This window comes from Corallococcus terminator, from assembly GCF_003611635.1.
GTDB lineage: Bacteria > Myxococcota > Myxococcia > Myxococcales > Myxococcaceae > Corallococcus > Corallococcus terminator.
Window position 1 is genome coordinate 1 of record NZ_RAVZ01000274.1, and the last position, 13676, is coordinate 13676.

Below are 13676 nucleotides of genomic sequence, written 5' to 3' on the forward strand. Positions count from 1 at the left end.
CCCCGGGAGACCTTGCGGTCCAGGGAGGGCCCGTGCGCCCAGACCCTCAGGGCCTGACCGTGACGTTGATCTTGAAGGAGCGCTCCACCACGCCCGGCGTGAACGCCTTGGCGAGGAAGAACTCCATCTCGAAGCTGCCGGGGTTGCGAGGGGTGAAGAAGAATTCGCGGGTGGCGGGGCTGCCGTTGGGACCCGGCTCGAAGTTGGCTTCGCGCAGACCCACGCGCTTGGCCAGCGTCGGTTCAATGGCCCAGAACGCGCCGGGCTGCTCCTGCAGGCGCACCGTGAGGCCGTGGTTGAGCTTCACGTCCACGGACGTGGGCACTTCGCCCTCGATGTGCACGAGCTCCATCTCGTCGCGCGACACCGAGCGCGCCTCGGACGGACGCGGCTCCACGTTCTCCGCCGTGATGCGACCGCCCCAGCCGGAGGACTTGTCCACCACGCCCGTTACCTGGAGCGTCTGCCCCACGTGCTTGCGCAGGCTCTTGACGGCCGCCTTGCCTTCGATGGCGAACGACACCTGCTGGCGCGTGCCCCCATTGGACACGACGAGCACGAAGTCGTCGCCCATCATCTCCAGGTTGCCCCGGATGCTGGCGAAGCCCTTGATGCCCGCGCCCATGCCGGCGGCGACGGCCATGGAGACCTCGCCGGGCGACAGGTAGCGCAGCTTCGGCTCGGAGTCCGACGGCGGCGGCGTGGGCTCTTCCACCTCGGGCTTCTTGGCGGAGTACTTGCGCACCTCCACCACGCCGCTGTGGTTGGTCGTCTTGCGGATCATCCCGCTCACGGAGACCTTGTGGTCCACGTAGGCCGGGAGGACTTCCTGATCCGGTCCCTGGAGCAGGAACGTCAGCTCGCGCTTGTCACGGCCCACCACCACCAGGTGGGGCAGCTCGCCGCTGAGGATGAGCCGGCCCTTGAGGCTGCCCTCCCCCATCACGCCGCGGCCCTCGCCGGCGGTCAGCAACTGCTCCATCTCGCGCTTCGTGAGCGGCTCGCCCACCGGAGGGAGCTTCGTCGCGCGCGGACGCGGCTTCTCCACGGGGGGACCAGAGGGAACGGACGGCTGGGCCTTGGACCCGGCCTTGCCCGTCGCCTTCTTCCCGGCCGCGGCAGGCGCGGCCTTCGCGGCAGGAGGGGCCGCGGACTTGGCGGATTTGGCGGCGGCGGGAGCTGGAGCAGCCGTCTTGGCCGCCGCCTTCCCCTTGGCCGCCGCGGGCGCCTTTTCAGGCTTCTCCGCTGCCGCCTTCTTCACCGCCGCGACCTTCCCCTTCGCCCCTTCGGCCACCGCCTTGACGACCTTCGTCGCGGCCGTCGCCACCTTCTTCGAGGCATTCCGGATCAAATCCAGCCGGGACGCGTTGTCCTTCTTCGCGGCAGGCTTCGCACCGGCTTTTGCAGCGGGAGTCGGCTTCTTCGCCCCGGACTTGGGCTTGGCCATCGACGCTGTCTCCTTGAGAATTCCCGTGTGCTATCAACGGGTTGGCGGGACGCCCCTGCTGTTGGACGCGAGCCTCGCGATCACGGTTGCTTGTAACGGTGATCAGTTGGGCTGTCAAACTAACACTTGATTTTCCCTCGGACTTTGGTTGCGAAAACGTCCTTGGAAGGCCCTCGTGCCGTTATAGATCAAGGCATGAGTGACGTCCCCGCTTTGCTGCCGGTGGAGGAGGCCCGCGCGCGGATCCTCGAGCGCTGCGCGACCCTTCCCACCGAGTGGGTGCCCGGCGATGACGCCCTGGGCCGGGCCCTGGCCGAGGACGTGCTGGCCCGCCGCACCCTGCCCCCCTGGGACAACTCCGCGATGGATGGCTACGCGGTGCGCTCAGCGGATCTTTCCAGTCCGCTGCCCGTGCGGCTCTCCGTCGGGGAGACGGTGTTCGCGGGGAAGCTGCCCACGCGGGCCGTCACGCCCGGCACCTGCGCGCGGATCATGACCGGAGCCCCCCTTCCCCAGGGAGCGGACGCGGTGGTGATGCGCGAGCGCACCCGCTCCGAGGCGCCCGACAGCGTGGAGATCCTGGAGGCCGTGGGGCCGGGCAACTTCATCCGCCCCCGGGGCGAGGACGCGCGCGAGGGCGACGTGCTGCTCAAGCGCGGCACCCCGCTGGGCATCCCGGAGCTGGGGCTGCTGTGGGCCCAGGGGATGAGCTCCGTGCCCGTGCCCCGCCGGCCTCGCGTGGCGGTGCTGTCCACCGGCGACGAGCTGTGCCGGGCGGACGAACCGCCCGAAGGCCGCATCGTGGACACCAACGCCCCGGCGCTGGCCCTGGCGGTGCGGCGCGCGGGGGGCCTGCCCACGCTGCTGGGCATCGCGAAGGACACGCGGGAGGCCGTCCAGCAGGCCCTGGCGCGCACGGACGGCTTCGACGTGGTCCTCACCAGCGCGGGCGTGTCCGTGGGCGACCACGACTTCGTGAAGGAGGCCCTGGAGGCCCTGGGCGTCGAGCAGCACTTCTGGCGCGTGGCCATCAAGCCCGGCAAGCCGCTGGTGGTGGGCCAGCGGGGCCCGACGCTCTTCTTCGGACTGCCCGGCAACCCGACCTCCTCGCTGGTCACCTTCGAACTCTTCGTCCGCCCCGCCCTGCGCCGGCTCCTGGGCCTGGAGGACGTGGAACCCCTCCGGGTGGCCGGGCGCCTGGACGGCCGCCTGTCCAAACCCCCGGGCCTGGCCCACTTCGTCCGCGTCACGGTGAGCTGGCGGGCAGGCGAGCTGTGGGCGAAGCCCCTCGGGACGCAAACGTCGGGTGTCCTGCGTTCAGCGTCCGCAGCCACCCACCTGCTGCACTTCCCCCGGGAGATCAGCAGTCTGACTGATGGCTCCCATGTCGAGCTGCTCCCCCTGTCGTGGGTGGCCTGAGAAACACGGGAGCCGGGAACCACGTCTATACGCGTGAGGTGCCACCCCACCCATGGGGGGTGACGCCTTGACTTGCATCCGGGGGAGCGAGAAGAAACGCTCCTCCACTGGGAGAAGACCCACCATGTCCGACACTCGCCCACCCCAGGTCCTGCCGACCCGAAAGCCGACCCAGCATCTGGAGCGGTATTCGGAGGCGGATGTGCCCACGACCCGGGGCGTGCTGAAGACCATCGTGTTCCGCGACAAGCGCAACGGGCGGGAGCACGTGGCGTTGGTGGTGGGGGAGCCGGCGGGCCTGGACGGCGTCCCGGTGCGCATCCACTCCGAGTGCCTGACGAGCGAAGTCTTCGGCAGCCTCAAGTGCGACTGCCGCGAGCAGTTGGACCGGGCGTTGGACTTCGTCACCCAGAATGGCCTGGGCGTGGTGCTCTACCTGCGCCAGGAGGGCCGGGGCATTGGCCTGGGCAACAAAATCAAGGCCTATGCCCTCCAGTCCAAGGGGCTGGACACCTACGAGGCCAACCGGCAGCTCGGCTTCGCTGACGATTTGCGCTCCTACGACGTGGCGGCGGAGATGCTGCGCTCGCTGGGGGTGCAGTCGGTGGACCTGATCACCAACAATCCGTTGAAGATCGCGGGGCTGGTGGAAGAAGGAGTGGCGGTCCGACGCCGAATCCCTTCCCGGACCGAGCACAATCCGCATAACGTCGACTATTTGAAGACGAAGCGTGAGCGTACGGGGCACCTGATTGAGCTCTTCGCGGAGGACGACGACACCGAAGCCAAGGCCGGCTAAGCGCCCGGCCCGGCGGAGCACCGCGCGCTTCGAGGTGCGGTTCTGGGGGGTGCGCGGTTCCATCCCCTCGCCCGGCCCGCAGACGAAGCGCTACGGCGGCAACACGCCGTGCGTGGAGGTCCGCTGTGGCGACGAGCTGCTCATCTTCGACCTGGGCTCGGGAGCACGCGGCCTGGGGGATGCGCTGGCGGCGACGCGCAAGCCCATCAAGGCCAACATCTTCATCTCGCACTACCACTACGACCACCTGCAGGGCCTGCCGTTCTTCGCGCCGATGTTCTCGCCCGCGAACGACGTGACGCTCCACGGGTCGCCGCGCGATGGGAAGTCGCTGAAGCAGATATTGGCCGGGCAGATGGTGCACCCCTACTTCCCGGTGACGGCGGAGGACGTGTTCCGCACGCGCCTGGAGTACCGGGACGTCATCGTGGGCAAGGACATCCCGGTGGGGAAGGCCACGGTGCGCACGCTGGAGCTGAACCACCCTGGCGGCAACGTGGGCTACCGCGTGGACTTCGGCGGACGCTCGCTGGTGTACGCCACGGACGTGGAGCACGGCACCGCGCTGGACGCGGGCCTGTTCGACTTCGCTCGCGGCGCGGACGCGCTCATCTACGACTCCATGTACACGGAGGATGAGTACCGGGGCCGCACGGGCTGGGGTCACTCCACCTGGGAGGCCGCGGTGAAGGCGGCCGACGCCAGCGACGTGAAGCAGCTTGTGCTCTTCCACCATGATCCGGGTCGCGACGACGCGGCCATGGACAAGCTGGTGCGGCAGGTGCGCAAGCAGCGCCCGGAGGCCATCGCCGCGAAGGAAGCGATGGTGCTCAAGCTGTAGTCGGACGCCGCGCTTCCAGGGCCCGCGCCACCGTCTCGCGCAGGCCCCGGAAGGGCAGCCGTTGCAGGGCCGTGGGCACGTCCACCCACTCGAAGGCCTCATGCTCCGGGCCCAGGCGCACCGGGGCGTCTGGCGCGACGTGCACCGCGAAGCCGTTCTCCTCCACGAGCTTCGGAGGCAGCGCGTCTCCCAGCGCGAACGCATGGCGGTAGCGCAGGTCCTCGGGCTCGCCGGTGAGGCCCGTCTCCTCCACCAGCTCGCGGCGGGCCGCGTCCAGGGGTGATTCTCCGGGCTCCAGCCGGCCCGTCACGGTCTGCCAGAAGCCGCCGCGCTCCGGTGTCCGCTTCAGGAGCAGCACGCGCGCCTCCGGGCCCTGGCCCTTCACCACCGCGACGCTCACCGTGCGCAGGGCCACCGTGGCGTCCACGCGCCGGGCGTCGAACACCTGGCTGAACTCGCGGGCGAGCGCCTCCTCCACTTCCGGCACGGACACGGCGTGGCCCAGCTCGCGCTGCATGGACGTGACGCCCGCCTCGCGGATGCCGCACGGGACGATGAGCTGGAAGTGCTCCAGCCGGGTGTTCACGTTGAGCGCGAAGCCGTGCGTGGTGAGCCACTTCGACAGGTGCACGCCAATGGCGCCAATCTTCCGCGCGTCCGGCGAACCCTCCTGGCCCAGCCACACGCCGGGCCACTTGGGGATGGGCCCCGCGGTGAGGCCGAAGCCCGCGAGCGTCTGGATGAGGCCCCGCTCCACGTCGCGCACGTAGCGCCGCACGTCCTGGCGCTCGGGCGGGAGCAGGAGGATGGGGTAGCCCACCACCTGCCCTGGCCCGTGGTAGGTGACGTCGCCGCCCCGGTTGGTGTCGAACACCTCCACGCCCTCCTCCGCGAGGCGCGCGTCGGTGGCGGTGATGTTCTCGCGCTTCGCCGCGCGGCCCAGCGTCAGGACGGGCGGGTGCTCCAAGAGCAGCAGCGTGTCCCCGACGAGGCCCTGCATGCGGGCCTCGCCGAACAGGTGCATCAGCTTCAGCCCGTCTTCGTACTCCACCCGACCCAGGCGGAAGACGGTGAGCGTGCTCATGGCGCTCCCTTCCGGCCCCCCCGGCTGGAGTGCGGCGGGGGGGTGGACGGCGCGGGCGTCTGCGCGGCTTCCAGGCTCCATGTGCCCGCGTACACGCGCGACAGCAGGGCGCGCAGCTCATGGCCCGCGCGGGGCGAGCGGACCGCCTCGGCCGCGAAGGCGCCCAGCACCTCCTCCGACAGGGACACCCCCGGGCGGCGCAGGGCCAGCGAGCGCCGGGCCACCTCCACCAACTCCGGCACCGTCGGACGGCGTACCGGCAACAGCACCTGCACGCGCTCCAGCAGCGACACCGGGACGGCGCCCTGCACCGCCTCGGAGAGCCCCGCGGTGGTGGGCACGGGCAGGCTGCCACCCTCCCCTCGCACCCACAGGCCGAGCGACGACACCGCGCCCCGCGCGCTCATCACCACCGCGCGCTCCGGGTGGCTCGCGATGAAGGCGCCCAGCGCGGCCAGGGCCCCGGACTCCAGCCGGTCCACGTCCTCCACCAGCAGGACGTCCGCGCCCAAGGCGGACTCCAGCGCCTCCACCGACGTGAGCACGCCCTGGCCCCGTCGCTGCACCGCCTGGAAGAAGAGGCTCTTGCCGCAGCCCTCCGGCCCCACGAGCAGCATGCAGCGCGCGCCCGCCTGGAGCGTGCGCTCCAACAGGGTCCGCACGTCGTCGTGGCCCAGCATGTCCACGCCTTCCGCGGACACCTCTTCCACCGGCTTGCGCGCGCGCGGCGGAGCGGCGACGTCGCCCAGGAGTCCCTGCGACTCACCCAAGCAGCTCTTGCAGATGAACGCGCCTGCGGGACCCGCCACCAGGTCGCCGATTTCTCCGCGAGGCCGGCAGCAGAACGAGCACCACGCATCCAGCGCCGGATCCGCGCGGGTGGGCCCCCGTTCGATGAGGCGCTTCTCGCGCCGGCGTCCGTGCGCGGGCCTCGCGGGCTCCGGGGCATCGTCCTCGTCCGGCGGGCGCAGGAGGCCACCGGGGACGATGACGTCGTCATCCTCGGGAGCGCCCAGCAGGCCTCCGGGTTGGATGGGGTCATCGTGCTCGGCCGTTCCTTGGGGACCTGGAGACTGGGCGGAGTCGACATGGTCGGAGCGGCGGAGCGCCTCCGCGAGCTGGGCGGACGCAGCGCCTTCGGAGGAGCGCGCAGGGCCCGCGGTGGCGGTGTCCGCATCGGTCCTGGACGCGCGCGACGGGGCTTCGAGCATGACCGCCGCGATCCGTTCGGAGATCGGCGGAAGCCCCGCCGACGCGCTGGACACAGCCTGCGCGGAGGGATGCGGCAGGCCCTCGGACTCGGGAGCCACCTGCTCCCCGGCCAGCGACGACAGGTCCCCGGCACCGACAGCCACATGGCGCCCGGAGGACCGCTGCGCTCCGGCCCCGCCCGTTGCCTCGCGCTCGGACGAACCCGGCGGGCCCACGGCCTCCAGGGGGTCTCCGGCGTCGGCCTTGTCGTTGAACGCGGCGGACGCGGCGTCGCTCCAGGTCATCGAGGACAGGGAACGGAACACCACGGCGTCCTTCCCACCCGCCATCGCCGCGGCGAAGGCGGGGCTCACGTCCGGAGACCGGGTCTTCAACTGGCGCGCCTGCCGGAGCAACTGCGAGGCGCGCGAGGTGTGTCCGGACTTCTGGTAGAGCGCCGCGGCCTGCTCCAGGCAGTCCGCCGCGCGCGTCATGTCTCCCTGAAGCTCAGCGGCCTGGGCGGCGCGGATCAACTCACGGGGATTGTCGGCCATCGCGGATGCCCGCCTTGGAATACATGTCCGGAAGTCCCCCCGCGCCCACCGCCCCCCGGAGTCAGGGCGGCCGGGCGAGCACCGCGACGCACGTCCTCACGCCATCGCGAGGAACAGCAGGTCCGGTGCCTCCAGATACTTGATGACCTCGTAGACGAAGCTCGCCGCCACGTCACCGTCGATGACGCGGTGATCGCAGGACAGCGACAGGTTCATCATGTCCCGGATGACCACCTGATCGTTCTTCACCGCCGGGCGCTTCTTCAGCTTGTGAACGCCCATGATGCCCACCTCGGGGTGGTTGAGGATGGGCGTGGCGAACAGCCCGCCGCTCTGCCCCAGCGAGGTGATGGTGAAGGTGCCGCCCGTCAGCTCCTCCATCTTCAGCTTGCGGTCGCGCGCCGCGGCGCTCAGGCGGGAAATTTCCTTCGCCAGCTCGCCCAGGGTCAGTTGATCCGCGTTGCGCACCACCGCCACCGTGAGGCCGTCCGGCGTGGCCACCGCGATGCCGATGTTGTACTCGCCGCGCACCACCAGTTCCTGCGACGCCTCGTCGAAGTTCGCGTTGAGGTGCGGGAACTTCTTCATCGCCGCGATGGTCGCCTTCACGATGAACGGCAGGTAGGTGAGCTTCGTGCCGTCACCTGCCGCCGCCAACTGGCTGTTGAGCCGCGCGCGCAGGGCCACCAGGTCCGTGGCGTCCACCTCCTCCACGAAGGCGAAGTGCGGCATCGTGAACTTCGAGCGCACCATCTTCTCCGCGATCTTCTTGCGCAGCCCGCGCAGCGCGATGCGCTCGTCGCCCCGCCCCGTCGAAAGCGGCGTCGCCGGACGCGCGGCCTGCGGCGCGGGCGCCGTCACCTCGTTCTTCTTCGGCGCGCCGCCACCTTCCAGCGCCGCCACCACGTCCGCCTTCGTCACCCGACCCTGCGGGCCGCTGCCGGAGATGTCCGCCAGGTCCAGGCCGTGCTCACGCGCCATGCGGCGGGTGACGGGCGTGGCCAACACCTTGGAGGCCTGGGCCTGGGACGCCGCCTGGGCCTGCGCGGGCGCCGAAGCAGCAGGAGCGCTCACGGCCGCCGGAGCGCCATGGGCCGGGGCGTCCGCCACGGGGGCACCGCCTTCGGTCTCCAGCGTCACCAGCAACTGGTGCACCTTGGCCATGTCGCCTTCACGACCGTGCGTCTTCACGACGCGGCCCGAACGCGGGCTGGGCACCGTCACGGTGGCCTTGTCGGTCATCACCTCGGCGAGCACCTGGTCTTCCTTCACCAGGTCGCCCTCCTTGACGTGCCACTTCACAAGCTCGCCCTCCATCACGCCTTCGCCGAGGTCCGGGAGCTTGAATTCGAAAGTCGCCATGAGGGGGTGTGTCTCTCTGTGTTGGGGAAGGGTGCGTCAGGTCAGCCCAGGCGCTCCACGCGCTCGCGCTCCATCAGGCCCTTCATGAAGAACTCGGCGGCGCGGTAGCTGGAGCGAACCAGCGGCCCAGAGGCCACGTAGAGGAATCCGAAGGACTCCGCCAGCGCCTTGTACGCGTCGAACTGCGCGGGCGTCACGAAGCGCTCCACGCGAAGGTGGTACTGCGACGGCTGCAGGTACTGGCCCAGCGTGAGCACATCCACGCCCACATCGCGCAGATCCTTGAACGTGCGCTCCAGCTCCTCGTCCGTTTCGCCCAGGCCCACCATCACCGACGTCTTGGTGTAGAGCCGCTCCGGGCGGTTCTTGAGGAACTCCAGCACGCGCAGGGACTGGCGGTAGGTGGCGCGGCGATCGCGCACCGTCGGCGTCAGGCGCTCCACCGTCTCCACGTTGTGCGCCACCACGTGCGGCTTCGCCTCCGCCACGGTGATCAGGTCCTCCTGCTTGCCCTTGAAGTCGGGGATGAGGACCTCGACGATGGTGCGCGGGCTCTCCTTGCGCAGCTCACGGATGGCGGACGCGAAGTGGCTGGCGCCCCCGTCCGGACGGTCGTCGCGGTTCACCGACGTGACGACGATGTATTCGAGGTTCATCTCCTTCACCGCCTGCGCCAGATGGATGGGCTCCATCGGATCCAGCGGCGGGGGCGCCCCGACCTTCACGTGGCAGAAGCGGCAGGCGCGCGTGCACACCTCGCCCATCAACATCACCGTGGCGGTGCCTCCGCCCCAGCACTCGGCGATGTTCGGGCAGCGGGCCTCTTCGCACACCGTGGCCAGCTTCGTGCGCTTCACGATGGCCTTGACCCGCTCGTACCCCTCCCCGTGCGGCAGACGCACCTTCAACCACTCGGGCTTGCGGGTGGATTCGGAGACCTGTGGGAGGGGAAACCGATCGGGAGTCGCCATGGGTCGCGGGCCTTCTAGAGGGTGGGTGAAAGCAGGGTCAAGCGTGAAGCCCTAACGCGAGGCGTTAGCGGCAGCCTGACAGAAGTGGAGCCCCTGGGGGATGTAACGCGGTGGACAGGATGCGGCCAGTCACGGCCGGCGCGCCTTCCGGGACGGCCTGGCGACGGGGGCGCTTCCCTGCCCTCCTGCCCCCCTGATGCGTCCCATGAGCAGGGCGCCGAAAGACAGCGGCGTACGGCCTTCCTCAAGAAGACCGTACGCCGCCGGGAACGCGTGCGTCAGGGGGACTACTGCTTGAGCACCTGCACCTCGATGCGGCGGTTCTGCACACGGCCCTCGGGGGTGTCATTGGGGGCGATGGGATCCGCGTCGCCCTCGCCGCTGGTCTCGATGCTGTTGGCGGACACGCCGTCGCTCACCAGGGCCTTGCTCACGCTGTCCGCGCGCGACTGCGACAGGCGCTGGTTGGTGGCAGCGTTGCCGCTGGAGTCGGTGAAGCCCTTGATGCGCACGCGCGCGTCGGGCTTCTCCTTCAGCACGTTGCCCAGCTCCGTCACCATCTGCTCGCCCTTCGCGGTGAGCCGCGCCGACCCGGTCTGGAACTCCACGCCTTCCAGCACGAAGCCCTGGGACTCCGCGTTCTTGCTCTCGAAGGCCTCACGCAGCCCGGTGGCGTCGCTCACGCGCGTCTTCTCCATGCCCGAACCGCCCGTGCCCTCCTCCGTGCCTTCCTCCGTGCCGGAGCCCCCCGTCGCGGGCGGGGTCTGCTCCTCGGCCTGCGGCGGGACCGCGGGCGGGGGGGCCGGCGCGGGCTGCGGCGTCGGCTGCGCGGGCTGCGGCGCCTGGGCGACGCGATCCTCCACGCGGGGCGCAGGCGTGGTGCGTGTCGCTACCGGAGCCCGGGCGGGTTCGTTCCTGCGTCCGCGCAGGGCGCCCCAGGCGAGCGCGACCAGGGCCAGCAGGGCCAGGGGGACGGCCCACCCGGCGATGCTCTTCTTCTTCTCCGGGGGACGGGTGATGGTCTGGCGGGGGACGGCTTCGCGGACGGGGGTCGTCTCCCGCACCTGCGTCACGGTTTCGCGGTGGGGTTCGATGACCTCCGCGACCGCGTGACGCGTGCCGCCCCCGAAGCCCATCAGGCTGCCCACGCCGGCCGGCAGCGCGGCGCTGATGTTGGAGCGCTGGCCGTTCAGCAACTGCATCAGCCCGGACGCGCCCATGCGCTGATCCCGCACCTGCTTGCCCAGGACGCCCATCAACATGGGCGCGGCCAGGGAGAGCAGCTTCATCGCCGAACCGGAGTTGCGCATCCCACCGAAGCGCGAGAGACCGTCGGCGACGCCGCTGAGCTTGTTGCCGAACAGCCCGTTCAACATCCCCTTCCCGCGCTCCTCCTCATCGAGGAGCCCCTCCCCGATCCCCTCGGGCTGCGGAGGCGCGTCGGGTCCGGTGAAGCCGCCTTCGTTGAGCTTCGACAGCAGTCGGTGCGCGCCCGCTTCGTTGCTGCCCTGGTCCACGACGCCCGCCGCCACCGCGGCGATGGCGCCCGGCAGCACCTTGGTGGTCGCCTGCGGATCCTCTCCCAAGGACCCGCTGATCTTCTGGAGCAATCCCTTCTTCATGAACTGTGAGCCGACCGCTTCGATCAGGTTGAACGCCATGTGATGCCTCCCCGGTTGGGTCCCGCACCGGGATGGCCGGTGCGCGAGGCCACGCCCCGCCGGACTGCGCGGGGCTGAGGGCTCTGTGCAATCGATACGGAGCAAAGGGGGTGCTGATAACCCCTCGCAGGGGGGACGGAGAGGATGCCCCCTGAAGGCACGTCTCCCGCGCGGTCGACTGCGAACCCGGGCCCTTTCCGGCCCCCGGGTTCACTTGTCCTTCGGGTTCCAGAGAAGGGCGCGCGGGAAGTAGTGCGCGAGCAACTGTTCCGCGGTCTGGCCCTGCCGGGCGAGCAGGGCCGCGCCGGCCTGGCACAGGCCAACACCGTGGCCGTGTCCCTGGCCTTCAAACAACACCCGGTCTCCACCGAACGCGAGGGAGAAACGGGCACTGCGGATCCGGTCCCAACCGGCGCGTGCCCCGAGCGCGCGGAAGAAGGCATCACCCCGGGCGGCGCGCCCCGAAGCGCGGTCCACCACCCGCACCACCGCGCCGCTGGAGTCGCGGTCCAGGAGCAGATCCGCGGCCTGCACGGGGCCGCCCAGGGCCTCGGTGGCGGCGGCCGTCACCAGGGCGCGCGACACGACCGCGCTCCAGGCGGAGGGCGGGCAGCGATCCGGCATGGCGGCGGCGCCGCTGAGGTCCGGAGCCCCGAACACCGCCACGGGTTCGGCGGTGTGTCCCCCACAGCTTCCGTGGAACGGCGCAAGGGCGATGGAACCGTCGGGCAGGCGCAGCACGACGCCTTCGGTCGAACGGGCGGCGTCACGAGAGCGGCCCAGGTGACGTGCGAAGCCTTCGCCGCGCAAGACCTGGCAGTGGGTGAGATCACACGCCTGGGCCTCCTCATGCCGCCTGCCCGACGCGAGCGCATAGCTGCGCGCGGTGATGGCCTGGGCGCGGAGCGCTTCGAACGGCGTGTCGACTTCCGTCTCGCTCGCGGTGACCGCCGCGACGTAGGTCTCCAACGCGAAGGTGGCGATGGGGATCAGCTCCCCCGCACGGGCTTCCAGGGACAGCGAGCCCTCGTAGCGCCGATCCAGGCCGCTGCCCCGGACCCGCCACCGTCCGGCCTCCAGCCGCAGGGGCTGGGGCACCGCGCGCCCTTCCACGAGCAGCACGTCACGCGAGGCCACGACCTCCAGCGAACGGGGGCCGTCCAGGCGCAGTCGCGCGGGCCGGTGCTTCGAGAGGATCCGCACCTCCACGCGCGGTTCAGGAGCCCCTGAGGGCTTCGCTTCACGACGGCGAGTCCCACGCGTGTCGGAAACAGGAGCCGCTGAGGGCGGCGCTGCACGACCGCGAGTCCCACGCGTGTCGGAAGCAGGAACCATTCCGGGCGTCGCTTCACGACGGCGATCCACCTGCGCATCGGAAGCAGGCAGCGCTGACGCAACACCGGGCGCGGTGCCCGCCACCATCGCGGCGAGCAGCACGACCGCGCGCACCGCGTTCATCGAACGCGATACCGCGTCACGGCCAACGGCTCGGAGCCTCCGGGTGCCCACAGCTCCAACCTGCGCTCCCCCGCCACCGCGGGCAGGCGCGTGACGAACGGGGGCGGCAATTCAATGCGGCGCCCATCCTCCGTGCGCAGCTCCAGCATCTTCGCCCCCGGAGGTGCCATCACCCGCACCGGCACCGCCTGCGCACCCTCGGGCAGTTGCGGCTCCACCAGGAACTCGTCCCCGTCCGCCGGCAGGATGAACCCGGCCCGGCTGCCCGGCCGGCCCTCCGCGCTCACCGACGCCGAGGCGAGCCCTTCCGCCTGCGCCCACGCGAGGTACGCCGGGCCCACGTCCAGCGCGCCGTCGCTCCGGTGCATCGTGCAGTCGTGGCGAGGCGCCGTGCCCGGCAGGTAGACCTCCTTCAGCAGGCCCGGGCAGTTCGGCCCCGCCCGCTCGCCGGACAACGCACAGATGGCCGCGGACTCAAAGTGGCTCCGGTCCACCAGCGGCGCGGCGCGCACGCCTCGCATCGCCAGCGACATCACCCGCGCGAACACCGGGCCCGCGCCGGTGATGCCAGACACACCCCGCATCGGCGTGCCATCGAAGTTGCCCACCCACACGGCCACCGTGCGCTCCCGCGTGAAGCCCGCCGCCCAGTTGTCCACGTGCGCCCGGCTCGTCCCCGTCTTCGCCGCCACGCGGAACGACAGGCGCAGCGCATTGTCCAAGCCGAAGGCCGGTGCCCGCGCCGCCTCGTCCGCCAGCACGTCGGTGAGCAGCTCCACCGGCTGCGCCGCCAGGAACCGGTGCTCCGGCATCTCCACCGGAATCCGCAGCGGCGCGCCATCCGGACCGAACGCCGTGCGCACCTCCTTCAACGGCCCCACCACCCCAC

At 71.0% G+C, this 13676-nt stretch carries 10 protein-coding genes and 1 pseudogene; 3 read left to right on the plus strand and 8 right to left on the minus strand.

The genetic code is table 11. From position 1 onward, the window contains the following. Nucleotides 1-46: 46 nt before the first annotated feature. Nucleotides 47-1447 carry a protease inhibitor I42 family protein gene (locus D7V88_RS30370; protein ID WP_120544117.1) on the minus strand — a complete coding sequence of 467 codons (1401 nt, stop codon included), beginning with the start codon at nucleotides 1445-1447 and terminating at the stop codon, nucleotides 47-49. A gap of 195 nt (nucleotides 1448-1642) precedes the next feature. Here D7V88_RS30370 and D7V88_RS30375 point away from each other — a divergent pair, with 195 nt between their 5' ends. The 3 genes from D7V88_RS30375 (at nucleotide 1643) to D7V88_RS30385 (ending at nucleotide 4506) form a co-directional block, all read left to right on the plus strand. Then, complete coding sequence (locus tag D7V88_RS30375) at nucleotides 1643-2866, plus strand: molybdopterin molybdotransferase MoeA (RefSeq protein ID WP_120544118.1); 1224 nt, start codon at nucleotides 1643-1645, stop codon at nucleotides 2864-2866. A gap of 124 nt (nucleotides 2867-2990) precedes the next feature. Then, nucleotides 2991-3665 (plus strand): GTP cyclohydrolase II, encoded by a 675-nt coding sequence (gene ribA, locus D7V88_RS30380; RefSeq protein WP_120544119.1) that lies wholly within the window; start codon nucleotides 2991-2993, stop codon nucleotides 3663-3665. A gap of 34 nt (nucleotides 3666-3699) precedes the next feature. Next, on the plus strand, nucleotides 3700-4506 hold the full coding sequence (locus tag D7V88_RS30385) for an MBL fold metallo-hydrolase (RefSeq protein WP_120544120.1): 807 nt from the start codon (nucleotides 3700-3702) through the stop codon (nucleotides 4504-4506). On the opposite strand, the gene lipB is transcribed toward D7V88_RS30385, so the two are convergent. The 7 genes and pseudogenes from lipB to D7V88_RS45260 all read right to left on the minus strand — a co-directional run. Continuing rightward, the gene (lipB, locus tag D7V88_RS30390) at nucleotides 4496-5590 is read right to left on the minus strand and encodes a lipoyl(octanoyl) transferase LipB (RefSeq protein ID WP_120544121.1); all 1095 of its coding nucleotides are present in this window, start codon (nucleotides 5588-5590) and stop codon (nucleotides 4496-4498) included. The two genes, D7V88_RS30385 and lipB, sit on opposite strands and share 11 nt — an antisense overlap. Further along, nucleotides 5587-7335 carry a ClpX C4-type zinc finger protein gene (locus D7V88_RS30395; RefSeq protein WP_120544122.1) on the minus strand — a complete coding sequence of 583 codons (1749 nt, stop codon included), beginning with the start codon at nucleotides 7333-7335 and terminating at the stop codon, nucleotides 5587-5589. The genes lipB and D7V88_RS30395 overlap by 4 nt, the downstream gene beginning before the upstream one ends. A gap of 96 nt (nucleotides 7336-7431) precedes the next feature. Further along, a complete protein-coding gene (locus D7V88_RS30400; RefSeq protein WP_120544123.1) occupies nucleotides 7432-8697 on the minus strand; it encodes a dihydrolipoamide acetyltransferase family protein in 1266 nt (421 codons plus the stop codon). Between the two features lie 41 nt (nucleotides 8698-8738). Next, on the minus strand, nucleotides 8739-9668 hold the full coding sequence (gene lipA / locus D7V88_RS30405) for a lipoyl synthase (protein ID WP_120544124.1): 930 nt from the start codon (nucleotides 9666-9668) through the stop codon (nucleotides 8739-8741). Nucleotides 9669-9955: 287 nt separating this feature from the next. Next, on the minus strand, nucleotides 9956-11329 hold the full coding sequence (locus D7V88_RS30410; protein ID WP_120544125.1) for an OmpA family protein: 1374 nt from the start codon (nucleotides 11327-11329) through the stop codon (nucleotides 9956-9958). Nucleotides 11330-11539: 210 nt separating this feature from the next. Beyond that, entirely contained in the window at nucleotides 11540-12538 is a 999-nt protein-coding gene (locus D7V88_RS30415) for a SpoIID/LytB domain-containing protein (protein ID WP_158625184.1), read from the minus strand. Between the two features lie 245 nt (nucleotides 12539-12783). Continuing rightward, a pseudogene (locus tag D7V88_RS45260) lies at nucleotides 12784-13676 on the minus strand (penicillin-binding protein 1C); the annotation flags it as partial.

Bases quoted from the DNA above. Each gene is read 5' to 3' on its own strand.
- D7V88_RS30400 (WP_120544123.1), bottom strand. From the start codon at position 8,697: ATGGCGACTTTCGAATTCAAGCTCCCGGACCTCGGCGAAGGCGTGATG.
- D7V88_RS30395 (WP_120544122.1), bottom strand. From the start codon at position 7,335: ATGGCCGACAATCCCCGTGAGTTGATCCGCGCCGCCCAGGCCGCTGAG.
- ribA (WP_120544119.1), top strand. From the start codon at position 2,991: ATGTCCGACACTCGCCCACCCCAGGTCCTGCCGACCCGAAAGCCGACC.
- D7V88_RS30370 (WP_120544117.1), bottom strand. From the start codon at position 1,447: ATGGCCAAGCCCAAGTCCGGGGCGAAGAAGCCGACTCCCGCTGCAAAA.
- lipA (WP_120544124.1), bottom strand. From the start codon at position 9,668: ATGGCGACTCCCGATCGGTTTCCCCTCCCACAGGTCTCCGAATCCACC.
- D7V88_RS30375 (WP_120544118.1), top strand. From the start codon at position 1,643: ATGAGTGACGTCCCCGCTTTGCTGCCGGTGGAGGAGGCCCGCGCGCGG.
- lipB (WP_120544121.1), bottom strand. From the start codon at position 5,590: ATGAGCACGCTCACCGTCTTCCGCCTGGGTCGGGTGGAGTACGAAGAC.
- D7V88_RS30410 (WP_120544125.1), bottom strand. From the start codon at position 11,329: ATGGCGTTCAACCTGATCGAAGCGGTCGGCTCACAGTTCATGAAGAAG.